At 66.0% G+C, this 14,982-nt stretch carries 14 protein-coding genes and 1 pseudogene; 10 read left to right on the top strand and 5 right to left on the bottom strand.

What is annotated here, in order from left to right; all coding sequences use genetic code 11:
• Positions 1 to 3: 3 nt before the first annotated feature.
• The 4 genes from ACLJEU_RS22860 to ACLJEU_RS22845 all read left to right on the top strand — a co-directional run bounded on the left by ACLJEU_RS22860 (position 4) and on the right by ACLJEU_RS22845 (position 5,945).
• Positions 4 to 1,446, top strand: coding sequence for a DUF7305 domain-containing protein (locus tag ACLJEU_RS22860; protein ID WP_414662853.1), 1,443 nt, complete (start codon positions 4 to 6; stop codon positions 1,444 to 1,446).
• A 199-nt stretch (positions 1,447 to 1,645) separates the two neighbouring features.
• Positions 1,646 to 1,870: a hypothetical protein gene (locus ACLJEU_RS22855; protein ID WP_414662852.1), complete on the top strand. Its 225-nt coding sequence runs from the start codon at positions 1,646 to 1,648 to the stop codon at positions 1,868 to 1,870.
• 180 nt (positions 1,871 to 2,050) lie between these two features.
• Entirely contained in the window at positions 2,051 to 4,498 is a 2,448-nt protein-coding gene (locus ACLJEU_RS22850) for a TonB-dependent siderophore receptor (protein ID WP_414662851.1), read from the top strand.
• Positions 4,499 to 4,661: 163 nt separating this feature from the next.
• Positions 4,662 to 5,945, top strand: a complete 1,284-nt coding sequence (locus ACLJEU_RS22845; protein WP_414662850.1) for a lactonase family protein — start codon at positions 4,662 to 4,664, stop codon at positions 5,943 to 5,945.
• A gap of 92 nt (positions 5,946 to 6,037) precedes the next feature.
• Here ACLJEU_RS22845 and ACLJEU_RS22840 read toward each other — a convergent pair whose 3' ends face one another.
• Entirely contained in the window at positions 6,038 to 6,280 is a 243-nt protein-coding gene (locus tag ACLJEU_RS22840) for a hypothetical protein (RefSeq protein WP_414662849.1), read from the bottom strand.
• Between the two features lie 368 nt (positions 6,281 to 6,648).
• A complete protein-coding gene (locus ACLJEU_RS22835; RefSeq protein ID WP_414662848.1) occupies positions 6,649 to 9,135 on the bottom strand; it encodes an alpha-amylase family protein in 2,487 nt (828 codons plus the stop codon).
• Between the two features lie 316 nt (positions 9,136 to 9,451).
• Between ACLJEU_RS22835 and ACLJEU_RS22830 the strand changes: the two genes are divergently transcribed.
• Entirely contained in the window at positions 9,452 to 10,006 is a 555-nt protein-coding gene (locus ACLJEU_RS22830) for a PAS domain-containing protein (protein ID WP_414662847.1), read from the top strand.
• Here the strand turns inward: ACLJEU_RS22830 and ACLJEU_RS22825 are convergent.
• Together ACLJEU_RS22825 and ACLJEU_RS22820 are read right to left on the bottom strand one after the other, a co-directional pair.
• Positions 9,966 to 10,376 carry a hypothetical protein gene (locus ACLJEU_RS22825; protein WP_414662887.1) on the bottom strand — a complete coding sequence of 137 codons (411 nt, stop codon included), beginning with the start codon at positions 10,374 to 10,376 and terminating at the stop codon, positions 9,966 to 9,968. The two genes, ACLJEU_RS22830 and ACLJEU_RS22825, sit on opposite strands and share 41 nt — an antisense overlap.
• A 53-nt stretch (positions 10,377 to 10,429) precedes the next feature.
• A complete protein-coding gene (locus tag ACLJEU_RS22820; RefSeq protein WP_414662886.1) occupies positions 10,430 to 10,675 on the bottom strand; it encodes a hypothetical protein in 246 nt (81 codons plus the stop codon).
• Between ACLJEU_RS22820 and ACLJEU_RS22815 the strand changes: the two are divergent.
• From ACLJEU_RS22815 to ACLJEU_RS22800, 4 genes and pseudogenes are all read left to right on the top strand, one after another.
• Positions 10,623 to 10,739 (top strand): annotated as a pseudogene (locus ACLJEU_RS22815) (methyl-accepting chemotaxis protein); the annotation flags it as partial. The gene ACLJEU_RS22820 and the pseudogene ACLJEU_RS22815 sit on opposite strands and share 53 nt — an antisense overlap.
• Positions 10,740 to 10,842: 103 nt before the next feature.
• Complete coding sequence (locus tag ACLJEU_RS22810) at positions 10,843 to 11,187, top strand: hypothetical protein (protein WP_414662885.1); 345 nt, start codon at positions 10,843 to 10,845, stop codon at positions 11,185 to 11,187.
• A 701-nt stretch (positions 11,188 to 11,888) separates the two neighbouring features.
• Positions 11,889 to 12,176 carry a DNA-directed RNA polymerase subunit omega gene (locus ACLJEU_RS22805; RefSeq protein ID WP_414662846.1) on the top strand — a complete coding sequence of 96 codons (288 nt, stop codon included), beginning with the start codon at positions 11,889 to 11,891 and terminating at the stop codon, positions 12,174 to 12,176.
• 85 nt (positions 12,177 to 12,261) lie between these two features.
• Positions 12,262 to 12,519, top strand: coding sequence for a hypothetical protein (locus tag ACLJEU_RS22800; RefSeq protein ID WP_414662845.1), 258 nt, complete (start codon positions 12,262 to 12,264; stop codon positions 12,517 to 12,519).
• Between the two features lie 110 nt (positions 12,520 to 12,629).
• Here ACLJEU_RS22800 and ACLJEU_RS22795 read toward each other — a convergent pair whose 3' ends face one another.
• Positions 12,630 to 14,480: a glycoside hydrolase family 97 protein gene (locus ACLJEU_RS22795; RefSeq protein WP_414662844.1), complete on the bottom strand. Its 1,851-nt coding sequence runs from the start codon at positions 14,478 to 14,480 to the stop codon at positions 12,630 to 12,632.
• A gap of 224 nt (positions 14,481 to 14,704) precedes the next feature.
• On the opposite strand from ACLJEU_RS22795, the gene ACLJEU_RS22790 reads away from it, so the two are divergent.
• Entirely contained in the window at positions 14,705 to 14,887 is a 183-nt protein-coding gene (locus ACLJEU_RS22790) for a hypothetical protein (protein ID WP_457795293.1), read from the top strand.
• The last annotated feature ends 95 nt before the right edge of the window (positions 14,888 to 14,982 follow it).

The following is a 14,982-nucleotide window of genomic DNA, read 5'->3' as shown; positions in this document are numbered from 1 at the left end:
CCCATGCGCTCACCTGCCTCCAATCGCGGTTCCGTCCTGGTGGTCGCGGCGGTTTTTGCCGCGATCATCGCGATCGCGCTCACCAGCTATCTCAAGCTCGCGCTCGGCGCGTCGAAACTCGCGAATCGTTCCTTCTACATGAACGCGGCCCAGAACCTGGCCGACACCGGTCTCGAGCGGGCGTTGTGGAGCCTGAACAACGAGCACGCGTATCCATCGCCCACGCACTGGACGACCGGCGGGTTTACGGCGCGCACCGGCTTCTCGGGCGAATACCAGGGGACGTTTCCGACGAGCTCCACGTTTTATTCCCTGTCGGGCGGGGCGCAGGGCCAGGTGAAGGTCTGGGTGGGCGGATTCAACGCCACGTCGCAGACGTGGCATGCGGTCGCGCAGGCGACCGTCACGCTCGGTGACGGCACGACCCTTCTCAAGGTCGCCGAGTCCTATTTCCAGCAGCGTTCGTGGGGCGATCGCGGCATGATTTCGCGCAACGGAATGTCCTTCAACGGCAACACCCGGGTCGATGCCTGGCACTCGAATGCGCATACGCCAAACACGGCGGACGATGTGCTCTATTCCACCGGCGTGGCGGTGCCCGAGGCTCAGATTGCGAGTCCGGAGCTGGTCTCGCTGCAGAACGCGGACATCTTTGGCTACGCGGCGATCGGCACGGACGATTTGACTGGCATCACCGTCGGCGCCACGGGCCGGCTCGCGGGAAATTTCGCCGCGGGCACCGGCATCGACACGTCGCGCGTGACGTACGACTTCACCGCCAGTTTTCCGGATGTGCCCGCGCCCACCAATGCGGGTTCCAGCGCGGGCAACACCCTCACGCCGATCAACAATAACCTCGGACTCCCGCAGGTCGGCGACGTTCAGACCGGCGGCGTGTATTATTATTACCTGGCTTCGATTTCGCTGAATGCCTCGAAGACGCTCACCATCGGGCCTTCGTCGGACGCCAAGGTGGTCCTCGTGGTGAGTGGCAACATCGGCCTCGCGGGCAGTGCGCAAATCGTCATCCAGCCGGGCTCCAGCCTGACGATTTACGCGGCGGGCGACTTCGACATGGGCGGCAGCTCGGGCATTCAGAACGGCACCAGCTCGCAGCCGAGCAACCCTTCGAACTTCACGCTGCTGGGCACGCGGACTGAGGCGCAGATCGTCGGTGGCCTCAGCATGCAAATCATGAACGTGCGCGGCGTCAGTTACCTGAGCTCCGTGATCTTCGCGCCCAATGCCAACGTCCGCGTGCTCGGCACGGGCGACACGTACGGATCGGTCGTGGGCAATCGCGTCGACATGGTGGGCAGCGGAAATTTTCACCAGGATCTGTCGTTGGCGAATATCCGCACGAGCGGGATCTGGAAACTCCTCAAGTGGCGCGAACTCTCCGTGGCCGCGGATCGCGCGGCGTACGGCAGCCAGCTGGCCTTTTGAGCTGCCTCGCGGCGAACGGCGCACCGGTCGTGGGCGGCGCGGTCGTGAACGACGTGCGATGAGCGGCGCTCATTCGCCCTCGGTCGCCGTGAAAAAACATCATCCCGGTGTTCGCGCGGGCCAGGCGGTCTGACTCTTGCTAAAACGGTCGTGTTGCCGCGGGCGCTCCTGCCCGGGGCGCCAACCCAGTAACACGACCATGGCTAAACTCGATTACACGAAAGATCTCGGCGTTCCCTCGCATGTGAAAACCGTGCCGCGGCCCATTGCCTACGCCATCCTCGCGGTGGTCGGCGTCGCCGCGTCCTTTGGCGTGGCCGGCGTGATGGCCAGCTCGGAGGCCTATCACCGCAAGGAACGCGCCGCTTCGGCGAAACCGGCACCCGCTCCCGCAGCCAGCGCCGTGCCGGCCCCGGCAAAGTAAAAGCGCGTTGCGGCGCGGCGGCGGCCTTGCACCGGCCCTCGCCGCCGCGCCTCGTCCCGTCGCTTCACCCCGGCGGGAGGACGCGCGCAGCTCGCGCCCCGGTCCCAGGTTCAGCGGCGGCAATTTCGCCCGCCGCTTTTTCTCGCCGAGCGTTCGTACGTAGGCATACTAATTTTTCCCATGCCTACCTCGACCCTCTTTTCACGCTTCGTTCCAGGTGTGTTTTCGCTGCTCGCGCTGGCGGCCGGTCCCCTGGCGGCGCAGGTTTCGGTGCCGGCGGCGCCGGCGTCCGGTGTCCGCTCCTCGCAACCGCTGCTGTTGAGCCCGTTTGAAGTGCGCAGTCCGCAGGACCACGGCTATCGCGTGGGCGCGGCGGTCACCGGCACGGGCACCGCCGGTTTGATCAAGGACACGCCGCTGAACATCAGCATTGTATCCCAGGAACTGATTCAGGATCAGGCGGGCAATCAGTTGGTCGACGTCTTGCGCTCGGCGAGCTCAGTCGCGCTGCAGGTGAAGGACGAGAGCATGATTCTCATCCGCGGCTACACCGGCCCGCAGTTCGTCAACGGCCTGCCCGCCGGTTCCGGCCTCACGTTGTACGATGTTGATCGCATCGAGGTGGTGAAGGGGCCGAACGCGGTGTTCGCGGGCATCTCGAATCCCGGCGGCACGGTGAATCTGATCAAGCTCAAGCCCAGCTTCACGCCGCGGCATTCGCTCGACACCAGTTTCGGTTCCTTTGCGCACAAGCGCGTCGTCTTCCGCTCCTCCGCGCCCATCCTGAAGGACCAGGTGGCTTACAGCCTCGTGTTCGGTCACACCGACGAGGAGAGCAACATCGACTACATGTTCACGAAGGAGACCTTCTATAGTGGAGGCCTGACGTGGAAGCCCACGCAGCGGCTGACGTTCACCGGCCGCTACAGCAATCTCGACCGCGAAGCCGGCCGCCGGCCGCACACGGTGGTGAGCCACCCGCTCTTTCAGCAACGGGATCGCGAGGCCATCCAGCTCTATGATCGCCTCGGCCTCGCGCGCCCCGCGAGTTATCCGCAGCTGGAAAATGGCGCCGTCCGCAATGCCGCCGGCCAGCCGATCGTCACGGGGCGCGCCGCACCGGAAGGCGTCGACGCCTTCATCGCCCGCACGCTGGGCGCCAACGTGCCGCCGTATCCGGGCATCTTTTCCCGCGATTTCTTTCCGAACGACTCCTTCAACTACAACGGTCCGGACGGTCGTGACAACTACGTCAACCAGACGACCACGCTCGAAGGCGAGTGGGTTGCGTCCCCGGCCTTCGCGATCCGCGGAATTTTTCAGCAGGTCGACAGCAACCGCATGCGGCGCGAGTTCAACGGTCTGCGCCCGGTGGCCGGTCAGCGGCTCCGCAGTTCCATCTCTGACTTCAAGCCGGGTGGCGTGACGTTCTCCGCGAAACTCGAAGGCGCCTACAAGCTCGACCTCCGTCGCGCGGGCAAACACGACCTGCTCGCCGGGTTTCAGCACGACGGCGCCAAGGACGTGATCAGCCCGGTCACGGTCGCCACGTCGCGCGTGATTACCTGGGAGCCAGGCTCCGGTCCGATTCCGAGTCTCCTGCAATTGCTGCGCGATCAGTACGGTCCGTCGTACGTCGAGCCCGGCGTCGTCCGCAAGGGCGGCGGCCACTCGAACGCGTTCTACGGCGTGCTCCAGTCTTCGTTCTTCCACGATCGGCTGCGCACGCTCATCGGCGGTCGCGAGATTGCGAATCATCGTCCGACGGACGACAACCGCGATGGCCGTGACGAGGATTTCAAGACGCGGAAATTGCTGCCTCAGTTCGGCGCGCTCTTCCGCGTCACGCCCGAACTGAGCGTCTATGGCAGCACGAGCAAGACGTTCGTGCCGCAGCGCCAGCAGACGGCCGATCTCGCCGCGATTCGCGCGTCGCAGGGCGATCCGACGTCACCCACCTACCGTCCGCCGGCGGTGGTCCCGGTGCGGTTCCTCTCCGCGGATCTCCTCGGCCGCGGCTGGGAGTTGGGCACCAAGCTCGATCTGGGCAAGGGCCTCCTGCTCGGCACACTGACGTATTTTACGAACGAAGAATCGTCGCGCCTCGACATCGATACGGCCAACCAGGTCCTTTATCAGCTGCCCGGCGCCACGGTGCGCACCGCGGCCGGGCAGACGCGCACGAAGGGCGTCGAGACGGAATGGGTGTGGACGCCGCAGCTCAATTACCAGGTGCTGCTGAGCGCCAGCTACTTTTTCAAGAAGAACGAAGTGTCGAATCCGTCGGATGTGCGCGAGGTCGGTTCGCACCTGGAATCGGTGCCGCGCTACACCGTCAACCTGTGGAACAAATACACGTTTACCACGGGCCGGCTCCGCGGCGGCTACATCGGTGGCGGCGCGACCGTGCTCGGCGAAACGTACGAGCACCCGAGCTGGACGGTTCCGATCAAGAGCGACGCGGTCGTGCTGATTGACGCCATCGTCGGCTATGCGACGAAGGTCGGCGATCTGCCGGTCGACGTGCGCGTCAATGTCCGCAACCTGGCCGACAAACACTACCTCAACGGCACGTTCCAATACGGCGAGCCGCGGACGTTCATCGCGTCGGTCGGCGTGCGGTTCTAATCGTCCCGGCGATCCCCGGGAGCGCAGGCGTCCCGCCTGCAACGATCAGGCTTCAGCAGTACGCCGCGGCCTGTGCGCTGTGTGTGCGACTGTGGCGTGGCCGTCGCTGGCGTGGCGGTTGGCGATTGTCGAAAGGACGGAATCGCCCAATCGTCACGCCACCATGTGCTCCGCCCCGGCTCTGAGTTTCACGTCACGCGCTACCAGGCGTCATGTCCTGGCGGCTGCGGCCGCTTCTCTCGCGCTGCTGTCCACCCTCGCCGGCGCACCGGCGCAGCCGCCGCGCGGTCCGCTGATGGCGTACGTGGCCACCTACAGTTCTCCGCCGGTGGACACGCCGCCGGGCAAGGTCGACCTTCCTCCCGGCAACGGTCGCGGGATTCACCTCTTTCAGGTTGATCGGACGACAGGCGCATTGTCGCCGGCGGGCGTGTTCGAACTGGCGACGAGCCCGAGCTGCGTCGTGGCGAACGCGGCCGGCACCCGGCTCTATTCGACGAACGCGACCGACAAGGTCGACGGCGGCACCTCCGGCACGATCAGCGCGTTCGCGATCGATCCCGCCAGCGGCGGGCTGACGCTCCTGAATACGGTCAGCTCCGGCGGGCTCGGGCCAACCTACATCAGCGTGCATCCGTCCGGCCACTACGTGCTCGTCGCGAACTACGCCGGCGGATCGGTGGCGGTGTTTCCATTGCGGCCGGATGGCAGCCTCGAAACCGCGAGCCAGGTGCTCAAGCACTCCGGTGTGGTCGGACCTAAGAAAGCCACGAACGCCCCGATCGGCAGCTTTGCGTTCAGCGGCCACGATTTTCCCCACGCGCACATGATCCAGCCCGATGCGTCCGGCCGGTTCGTCCTCGCCGCCGATCTGGGCCTTGATCAGCTGCTCGTGTGGAAATTCGACGCGACGGCGGGCCGGCTCCAGCCCGCAGCGCAGCCGGTGATCGCGCTGCCGCCCGGCGACGGACCGCGCCACTTCGCGTTTCATCCCGACGGCCGGCGGTTGTATTCATTGCAGGAGGAGGCGTCGACGATCGTCGTGTTCGACTACGATGCGACCAACGGCCGGCTGACGCAGCGGCAGACGCTTTCCAGTCTGCCGCCGGAATTTCGGGGCAGCAATTTCACCTCCGGGATCCTGGTGTCCGCTGACGGACGATTCGTCTATGCGGCCAACCGGCTTCACGACAGCATCGCGTGGTTTGCCGTGGGCGCTGACGGGACGCTGACTTTTGTCGGCGAGGAATGGACGCGCGGGGATTATCCGCGCAGCTTCGCGTTCGATCCGACCGGGCGCTTTCTGTATTCGTGCAATCAGCGCAGCGACGCCGTCACGGTGTTTCGCGTGAACGCGCAAACGGGCGCTCTCAGCTTCACCGGCCAGTACACGCCGGTGGGAAATCCCTCGGTGATCGCGTTTCTCGATCTAGGGGCCGGCCGCTGAGGGCGCGCACGCCGCCACGTCGACACCCGTCTCGTCGGGCGCACCTCGCTCAACTCTCAACAACAGACTCTGGTCGACCCGATTGCTCCCTCTCAGTCGTGGAAGAATCGCCAGGCGTGATTGGGCTCTTGCGGTCGCGTCGTCAGAAGCTGGGCGACGAGGGCAATCGCGCCGGCGCCGATGATCCAGCCGGCCGCGGCCAGGAGCCAGCGCTCGACGGACGGTTCCGAGGCCGCGTGCCGGCAAAACAATGCGACCGCCAATACCCAGCAAACGCCCGCGGTGAGGGCGATCCCGACCTTGGACCAGCGCAAGTGGTGTTCGTGGGAAATCATGGTGAGAAGGGCCTGCTGCAGCGATGAGACGCACGTCGTCACCCGGAGTTCTCGGGAATAAATTCGTGGCATCGCGGAACTTTTTCGCCGCGTTGGAAATGTCTGAAACAGTCGACGGGGCAGCGTCGGATCGTTTTCTGCGCTGACTTCCATGACCGCCTCAGCCGGAACCGTTCAGTTGAAAGGTGAAAGTTGAAGGTTGAAAGCGCCCAATCACCTGCAGCAGCCAACGGTCCTGGAGTGCGTGCAGGTTTCCACCGAATGGTGCGTCACTGAATTCGAACCCAATCGACGATGTCCTGAATGCACCCCCTCGGTCCGGGTTCTTTCAACTTTCACCTTTCAACCTTCAACTGCATGAGTCCGCCTCAGGGCGAACCGGCAACCACGACCTGCCGCGGTTGCAGGGTCTGCGACCAGGCTCTGCGATCAGCTCGGAACGTCGGAAAGGCTGGGCCGGTTTCGGGCGCGGTTTCGCTCGTGGCGGCGGTGGTGCCGCGGACAAACACGCTCACGGTGGCCTCGTCGAGCCAGAGATTCAGATCGATCTGGAATGCCGTTTCCCCGGGCGCGATCGGCACGATGAACCAGCTCCAATTTTCCGGTGACGCGTCCTTCGCCGCGCCAAACTGCCCGTCACTGGCGGCCGCGCGCACTCGGGCGACGCGGCCGTTGATCATGATCTCACACGTGGAGCGCCGGACGTCCGGCGGTCCTTCCACGAGGACACAGAGTTCACCGTCAGCGACGTCCGGCAGAAGGAGCGAGCCGTCCCAGAAATAGTGGATGCGGCTCAGTTCCTCCTCGTTGGCCGCCACGCGCTGGCCCGAAAGCAAACGGGGCGCGGCGGCCGTGACGGAGGCCTCGGGGCGTAGTGGCGGTTCGGTTACGACGGTGGTTTCGCCGGCCGGGACGGATTCGAGAAACAGCGTTTCATACGGCGCGAGCGTCACGGTGAGTCCGCGCTGGCCGGGTTCGATTCGACCGAACACGGCGCGACGGGGATAGATCATTTGCACCTCGCGCGCCTCAGTGGCGGTGGCCGACGCGGGGAGTTCGATGGTGCGTTCCTCGATCCAGGGATTTCGCACGCAATAGAGGTCGCGGCCGGGATTCCTGAACATGTAACCGTACGCCTCGCGGTCCTCGGGCCGGCCTCCGATTTGCCACGCGTTGACGAGCGAGGTTTGATTCTGACGCGCCCATCGCACCAGGGCGGCGAGGAAGTCCCAATCCTCGGGCTTCATCAGGTTCGAGTTGAAATACGTGGAGAGGAACCAGCGGCCGCGGCCGATCGCCATGACCGCCATGTTCCGAAATTCGCCCGGACTCAGCACCGTGATGTCGAACGTCTCCAGCGCCTGCGTCGGCATCAGCCACGCCTCCTGTCCGGCGCGGTAGGCGATGTCGCGGGCGGTGATGAGCGATTCCTGCCAGTCGGGACACGGTCCGCGGCCGTACGGCAGATCGTCGCCGACGGGCCCGAGCACAAAGGGCGTTTTCGTCAGCCACCACGGGCTCGGCGGGTAACCGCACACCATCGGCTCGAGCACCATCGCGGGATTCACGGCGCGGATCGCGTCAATCACGTCGGCGAGCCCGGCGTCGATGGCGTAGCGCGACTCGATGCCGATCGGATGGCCGTGCGTGGCGACGTCGCAGTACTGGGCCATGAAATCGAGGATCACGTGGCCGAGGTTGTAGTTGCGCGCGTACTCGACGATGCGCTGCTTGAACTCGCGCTGGTAACGGCCGCCGAGCGCGAAGCACGCCACCTGCCCGAGACCCGCGCCGAACGGCGTCATTTCGTAGCCCTGCGACTGCAGCCACCCGTTGTTGAGGGCCTCGGGGTATCCGCTTCCCGGAGACATCCACAACCCCATGCGCGAGCCCAGTTCGGCGAGGCGTTCACCGACTGGGCGGAGTTCGTTGGCGAGCTGCCGGGTGTCCGTGGCCCAGAGCGATCGCGGATCGGACCAGCCGAGATCGACGCAATAGGTGTCGAAGAACATCCCGGTGCGCTCGTGAAACGCCTTGCGCAGGGTCTCGATGTTGCCGAGCAGGTTTTTCTCCGTCAGCGGCAGCGGCACCGTCCACCACGTGTCCGTGTGCAGCACGATGCGGTCCGGCTTGAGCCGCACGGAATCCAGGTAGTGCAGGAAGGCGTCGCGCAGGCCGGCCTCGCCGGTCAGGCCGTGGCCGACGCCCGGCTGCGTCCAGCCGACCACCGCGTTGGCGACACGCTGCCAGGCCGGACCCACGGCCAGCCGCGGGCGCTGCACCAGTCGAACGCGATCGGAGAGTTCCCCCGTGACCCCGCATTCGGCCGAGATGTGTTCGAGCCCGACGAACAGCGTCTGGCCGAACAGCGGAAAGGACGCCGGCGCCGGACCGGTCTCGCGGAACGTCTCCCCGGCAAACGCCGCATCCAGGAGCGTGATACGCGTGAGCGTGCGGGCGGCATCGACGCTTTGAATCCAGGTTTCGATGCGCACGGTGTTCGACGCGGGCCCGGGGCCAAACACCCGGCGAAGACGCAGGCCCGTTTCCACGGCGTCCTGCTCCAGCACGACCCTGTCCGGCAGGCGCTCCACCAGCGTCCAGCCGCGATTCAGGGTGTCGGTGCGCTCCGGCGTGGCCAGTTCGATGCCCTCCTCAGCGACGGCCCAGCCGCCGGCAGGCGACTGCGGTGAGACCAGGTGCGTCCACCGCCAGCCGGACGAGCCCTCGGAGAACGTCAGCGCCGCGCCGGACGGATGCGAAAGGGTGAACGGGTCGCTCTGCCCGAGGCCGGACGTCGCGCCAATGGCCACGAGGACGAGAAAAACGAAAACGCGAGAGATCGTGGCTGTCATGGTCGGCGGAAGGATGGACGCGGCCGGGCCCCGGATGTTGCGGTGCCGTCGAATCCGCATGCCGGTGTTTGCCGAACGCACCGCGGGCTTTGCCGTTACGCCACTCTCTCCGCCACACGCGTACGCCCCACGGTCGGGAATACAAATCCGGCCGAAGGCTGCGGCTGAGGGGTACTCCTCAAACGCATCGGTCCGGCTGACTGCGACCACGCAGCCGTGAGGCAAAATATGCGCAGCTTTCGATCGATCGTGCGGCCATTCGCGGCTGAAGGGACGCCGCCGTTGGCCGATCACTACCTCTAACCTGTTTTTTCGCATGGCCCGTCCTGACATCCTGCTGACCGGAGTTGAGCGCACGTTCGGTGACGATGAAATCATCGTTTCCAAGACCGATGTGCGGGGCGTGATCACCTATGCGAACGATGTGTTCTGCCGCGTCGCGGGCTTTCGCGAAGCGGAACTGCTCGGCCAGCCGCACAACATCATCCGCCACCCGGCCATGCCCGGAGGCGTGTTCAAGCTGCTGTGGGACACGCTCGCCGGCGGCAGCGAGATATTCGCGTACGTCCTCAATCGCGCGCGCAACGGGGATCACTACTGGGTCTTCGCGCACGTGACGCCGAGCTTCGATCGAAGCGGCCAGGTGGTCGGTTATCATTCGAACCGGCGCGTGCCCTATGCCGACGCGCTGCCGAAGGTTCAGGCCCTCTACGCGGCGCTCCTCGACGAGGAGAAAAAGCACCGCGAGCGCGCCACCGCCGTGGCCGCCTCCGTTGCGATGGTCGTGGATACGCTCAAGGGCGCGGGCCTGAGCTACAGCGAGTTTGTGTTCAGCCTTTCGGAACAAACCCGGTTTGGAGCCGCCGCCTGAAATCGTGAACTCCCACTCTGACGTCGTCCGGCAGATCGCCGAAACCTGCGAACGCGCCGCCCTGGGCGATCTCGAGGCGCGCATCATTCCCACCCCCGACGACCCGCTGCTCGCCCAGATGGCGGGCGCAATCAATCACCTGCTCGACATCGCCGACGCCTATGTGCGCGAGTCCGCGGCCGCGATGGATCATTGCGCACGGGGACAATATCACCGGCCGATTCTCCTGCGCGGCCTCCAGGGCGCCTACAAAGACAGCGCGCGTCGCATCAACGACGCCGCGCTCAAGATGAAAACCGACGCCGAGACGATCGCGCGTTTCGAAGCTGAACGTGCGGCCGTGGCCCGGCGCGTGAACGTCACCACGCAATCGGTCAGCGAGTCCGCGTCCCAGATGCGGTCCACGTCGGAAGGCATCAGCTCTCACGTCGGTGCCACCCGCCGTCTGGCCGGCGACGTCTCCACGGCGGCGGACGAGGCGGCGCAGAACGTCGGGGCCGTTGCCGCGGCGTGCCACGAACTCACCGCCTGCACCAGCGAGATCACGCGCCGCACGACCGAGTCGAGCGAGTTGACGCACTCCGCCGTGGCCGAGGCCTCGCAGGCGCGCAAGGCGGTGCAGGAACTCGGCGAAGCCGCGCGCAAGATCGGCACCGTGGTCGACGTCATTGGAAAAATCGCCCGGCAGACCAATCTGCTCGCGCTCAACGCCACCATCGAGGCGGCCCGGGCCGGCGAACAGGGCCGCAGCTTTGCCGTCGTCGCGGGCGAGGTGAAAAAATTTATCGCGCGAAACCGCGCAGGCCACCGAACAGATCGCCGGTCACGTCGATATCATGCGCGCGGCCACGACGAATGTGGCCACCGTCATCGGCGGCGTGGGGGAGTCGATTCAAGCCATCGACGCGGCGGCGAACGCCATCGCGCAGTCGGTGAAGGAGCAGGCCGCGGCGACCGACGAGATTGCCAAGCGCATCACCGATGTCTCGCACGCGACGTCCGGCATCTCGATCAAGATGACCGCGGTCAACGACGCCTCCGCCGGTCTCGAAAAAATCACCGTCGATCTGAAATCGGCCGCCGTGAAACTCGCCGCCGATGCCGTCTCGCTCCAGCAGGAGACCGCGGCTTTGGACAACTCCAGCGGCAGCACGCAGGCCGAGCGCCGCAAGGCGGCCTAGGAGTGGCTGAACGGTATCGCGGCGGGCGGCCGTTGTGTCTCCGCACGGCCGGGCGCGATCCGTCGTCGGGTCGTCGGCGCGCGTGTTTCCAACTTCCGACGCCCGTGTTGGTCAGATCGTGGCTATCTTCGGCAGCGCGGTGCGCCTCGCCGCCCCGGCCGATCTTGAGGAGGTGGAGCTCGGCGCGGGGTGCGCGGGTTGGAAATTCTCGGCCTCGTTCAGCCTCACCGGCGCGGCCCGCGTGCGCGGCAGTATCAGAATGTCACCTACGGCGTCCAGCTGACGATGGGGCTCAGGGGCACGTTCTAGCCGCGACGAGTAGTTTCCACCCCCGGTCCGGCCCGACCAGTCCCTGCCGGGATTCCGGGAACGGTTTGTCATCTTGTGAAGGGCGAACGGGCCCGGCGGTTTTCGCGGGGAGCCTTTCGTCAGAGGGCGGGGCGAGGTACGGGAGCGGGACGGATGCATTTTGAGGTGTCGCGGGGGCTCGCGCAGGCCGAATCGGCCGCGCGGTGGCACTTAACATCGGCCTAAGCGCGTGGCCGGGGAAGTCGTTGCCCGGGTGGGGCGGCGGGGAACGCGATAGTGGTCGTCCCGGATGCAGGTCATTTATAGAATGACGAACTGTCCCGGAAACACTTTATGAATAACACCCGCCTCCCCACTGCCGTCACGCTCATCGCGCCTCGCGGCGCCGCGCTATGAGAGACGATTACCTCCAGGAGGCCCTCAAGGTCATCGATGATCCCAACATCCTCATTAACGTCGTGTCGCGCCGCGTGAAGCAGCTCAAGCGCGGCAATCGCGCGCTGATCGAGTCGCTGGAGAAGCTCCTGCCCGAGGACATCGCCCTGCGCGAAGTCATCGAGCGCAAGATCAGCTACGAACTGCCGGCGCCCGAGACCCCCGCGGAGACGGAGTTCCGCGAGCAGGCGGAGCGGGAACATTATCGGTTCCGGCGCCGGCCGCTTCCCCAGGTGACGGTCTGAGCCGCCACGGATTCCCTCGTCGCCAGCGGATGTCGATCCGTCTGGCGCATTCGCCGCGTTGCGTCCTTACTGAACCCTCCTCGCCATGATCGCCAAAAAATCTGCTCCTCAACGTTCCCATGCCCTGCCGTCCGCCGCGACCCGCGCGCGCGGTCGCGACGGCCGCCTGGTTGATATTCCGGCCGGCTATGTGGCGGCCCAGGGAAAAGACGGCCGGATGATCGCGATTCCCGCCGGCTCGGGGAGCCTCGAGGGGCCGGACGGCCGCCTCGTGGCCATTCCGCCCGGTCATATCGGCATCGAAAACGCCAAGGGCCGCATCATTCCGAAACCGCGCTGGTGAGGCGCGGCTGAGCGCGGGTGACGAGGTTTGGGTCAACGCAATCGGCGATCAGGAGTCGGGTCGGTTGACCTTTCCCGGAGATCGACGCCGATTCTCGAGCGCACCGCGTTTCATTTCAGCGGCGTGAGCCAGACGGCCTGACCGCCCGCGGCCGGGAGCTTGGCTTTGAGGACGGACGTGGATGTCACGGTTTCGCGACGCAGGGCGACAGCGTTCTTGGTCGCACCGTTTTCGTAGACGTGAGCCGAGAATGTTTTTTCCGCGGGCAGAAAGCCGAGCGGGATGTCGCGTTCGCGCGCGGTGTCGTTGGTCAGGGTGCCGACGTACCAGTCGTCGCCGCTGCGCCGCGCGATGGTGACGAACTCGCCGATCCGGCCGTCGATCACGCGGGTGTCGTCCCAGATTGTCGGGACGCGATCGAAGAACTCGAGTTCCTTCCCGCCCTGATGGGAGGACGGCTTGTCGTACCAATAGAGCAGTTGCAGCGGGCTGTACACGACCACGGCCAGGGCGAGCTGGTGCGCGCGGGTCGTTTTGACGCGCGGATCGAACACGCAGATCGTGTAGTCCGCCGGGCCCGCGGGAAAGCGGGTGAAGGGCAGCGTGGTGTTGTGGGTCGCGGTCGGCATGTGCTCGTTCCCGCGGACACCTTCCTGCGTCAGCAAATTGGGATACGTGCGCGCGAACCCGGTCGGCCGGTAATTGTCGTGGATGTCGACCATCAGCCGGTGCGCGGCGGCCTGGCGCACGGCGTCGTGGACCCACGTCGTCCATTCCTGCGGCCCGACTTTCACGAAGCCGAACTTCACTCCGGCGACGCCCCACTTTTGGTACAGCGGAAACAGTTCCGCGCTCTGCCGCTCGAGCGCGCGCCGGTTCACATAGAGAAACACGCCGATGCCGCGCGCGCGGCCGTACGCGATGACCTCAGCGAGATCGAGTCCGTCGTGATTCGGGATTCCGCCCACGCGTTTGGGATCGAGGTTCACGCTGCGGGCGTCGGCGTTGTCATCGTATTCGTGACCGTACCAGCCGGCGTCGTAGAGGATGTAACTGAGCCCGTGCGCGACCGCGAAATCGATGCAGGCCTTCCCTCCCTTGGTCGACAGCGTGACCTCGCGGATGGCCTTGCCGGGTTTGATCCACGTCGTATCGGGGAGGGCGGACGGAGGATTGAGGTTGGCGACGAGGGTGTTGCGCTCGAGCAGGTCGCCGGCGCGATCCCCTATGATCAGCGCGCGCCACGGCGAAACGCCCGAAGCGGGGATCGTGGCCGGTCCCGACAGGGCGCTGACCAATGCTCCTGGCGTCGCCGCTGACGGCGAGAGCAGCATGCGTGGATAACGCTCGAGCGCGGCTTCCACGAGGCACGCGAAGCGTCCGTCGGCGAACTCCACTGTCAGCGGACGCTCGCACTCCCGCTTGATGGCGGCGATGGGCACGCGCGCGTACTCGCCCTCGGTGCCGTGCTCCTCGTAGCCGAATGCGTCGGCGGGAAAACGAAACTCCGTCCGCTCGGCGGTGAACTCCTGCGGCGGCGCGTCGGCGGCGGCGGGAAATTCGTAGCGCAGGGCGACGCCCTCGTCGTAGGCACGGACGACCAGCGTAAGGCGGTTTCCAGACGCTGCCTGGCGGAGCTCGACGGTGCGTTCGCGAAAGTGATCGCGGATCGTGGCGCGCTCCCCATACGGGGGCGTCCACGTCGTGTCGGAGGTGCGCTCGCGGGTGGTCACGATCGAGAAGCCGTCGAGCAGGTGTTTGGCGGGATCGCGTGCTTCGAAGCCGAGGCCGGACTCCAGCACCACGGGCTTGCCGTGGTGGGAAACCTGATACCGGGGTGCGCCCGCCGCGGTGAGCGAGAGGGTGAGGGTCACGTTGCCGCCGGGGGCTGTGACCGTCCACGCCGCGGGCAGCGAGGCAATCGAGCCGAGGCACGCAAGAACCAGCGAAATAATTTTCATGGCCGGTGCCGAGCGTGCCAGCGCGGCGTACAGGGGTCGAGGCGGCAGTCCGCATGGTCTGAATGGGACCGCGACCGCCCCCGGTCGCCCTTGGATCGATGCAACCGAGGGCGGTCGCGGTCCGGCACAGTCAGCCACCGTTGCGGTTTTCTGACCAAGATGTCATGCCGGATCCGTTGCGTGGGCGGCGTGGCGGCCGTCTCGTGATGGCGTTTCCCGCGGCCATGCCCTTCGTTGATCCTGACGTGCCGAACCGTTTCAGCCATCTCGCGCTTTACGCGTCGCTGGTGGCCACCGGGGTGATTGTGTTGAATGTGGCGATGGTGCGGCTGGCGCGAAAGTTGGGATGGTTTCAGTCGCGGTCCCGCGCGCAGCCGGAGCGCCGGGGTCGCGGGCCGCGGGACTGATCCAGGAGGGGTGACGGCGGACAGGATCTGCGGTGGCTTGGTCAACTCTTGCGTAGGGCTCCGGCGGACGTGGGCCGATGATCCCGGCATGAAGC

Source organism: Terrisphaera buseokensis (assembly GCF_047521145.2).
Classification (GTDB): domain Bacteria; phylum Verrucomicrobiota; class Verrucomicrobiia; order Opitutales; family Opitutaceae; genus ER46.
This window is presented reverse-complemented; position numbering and strand designations above follow the sequence as displayed.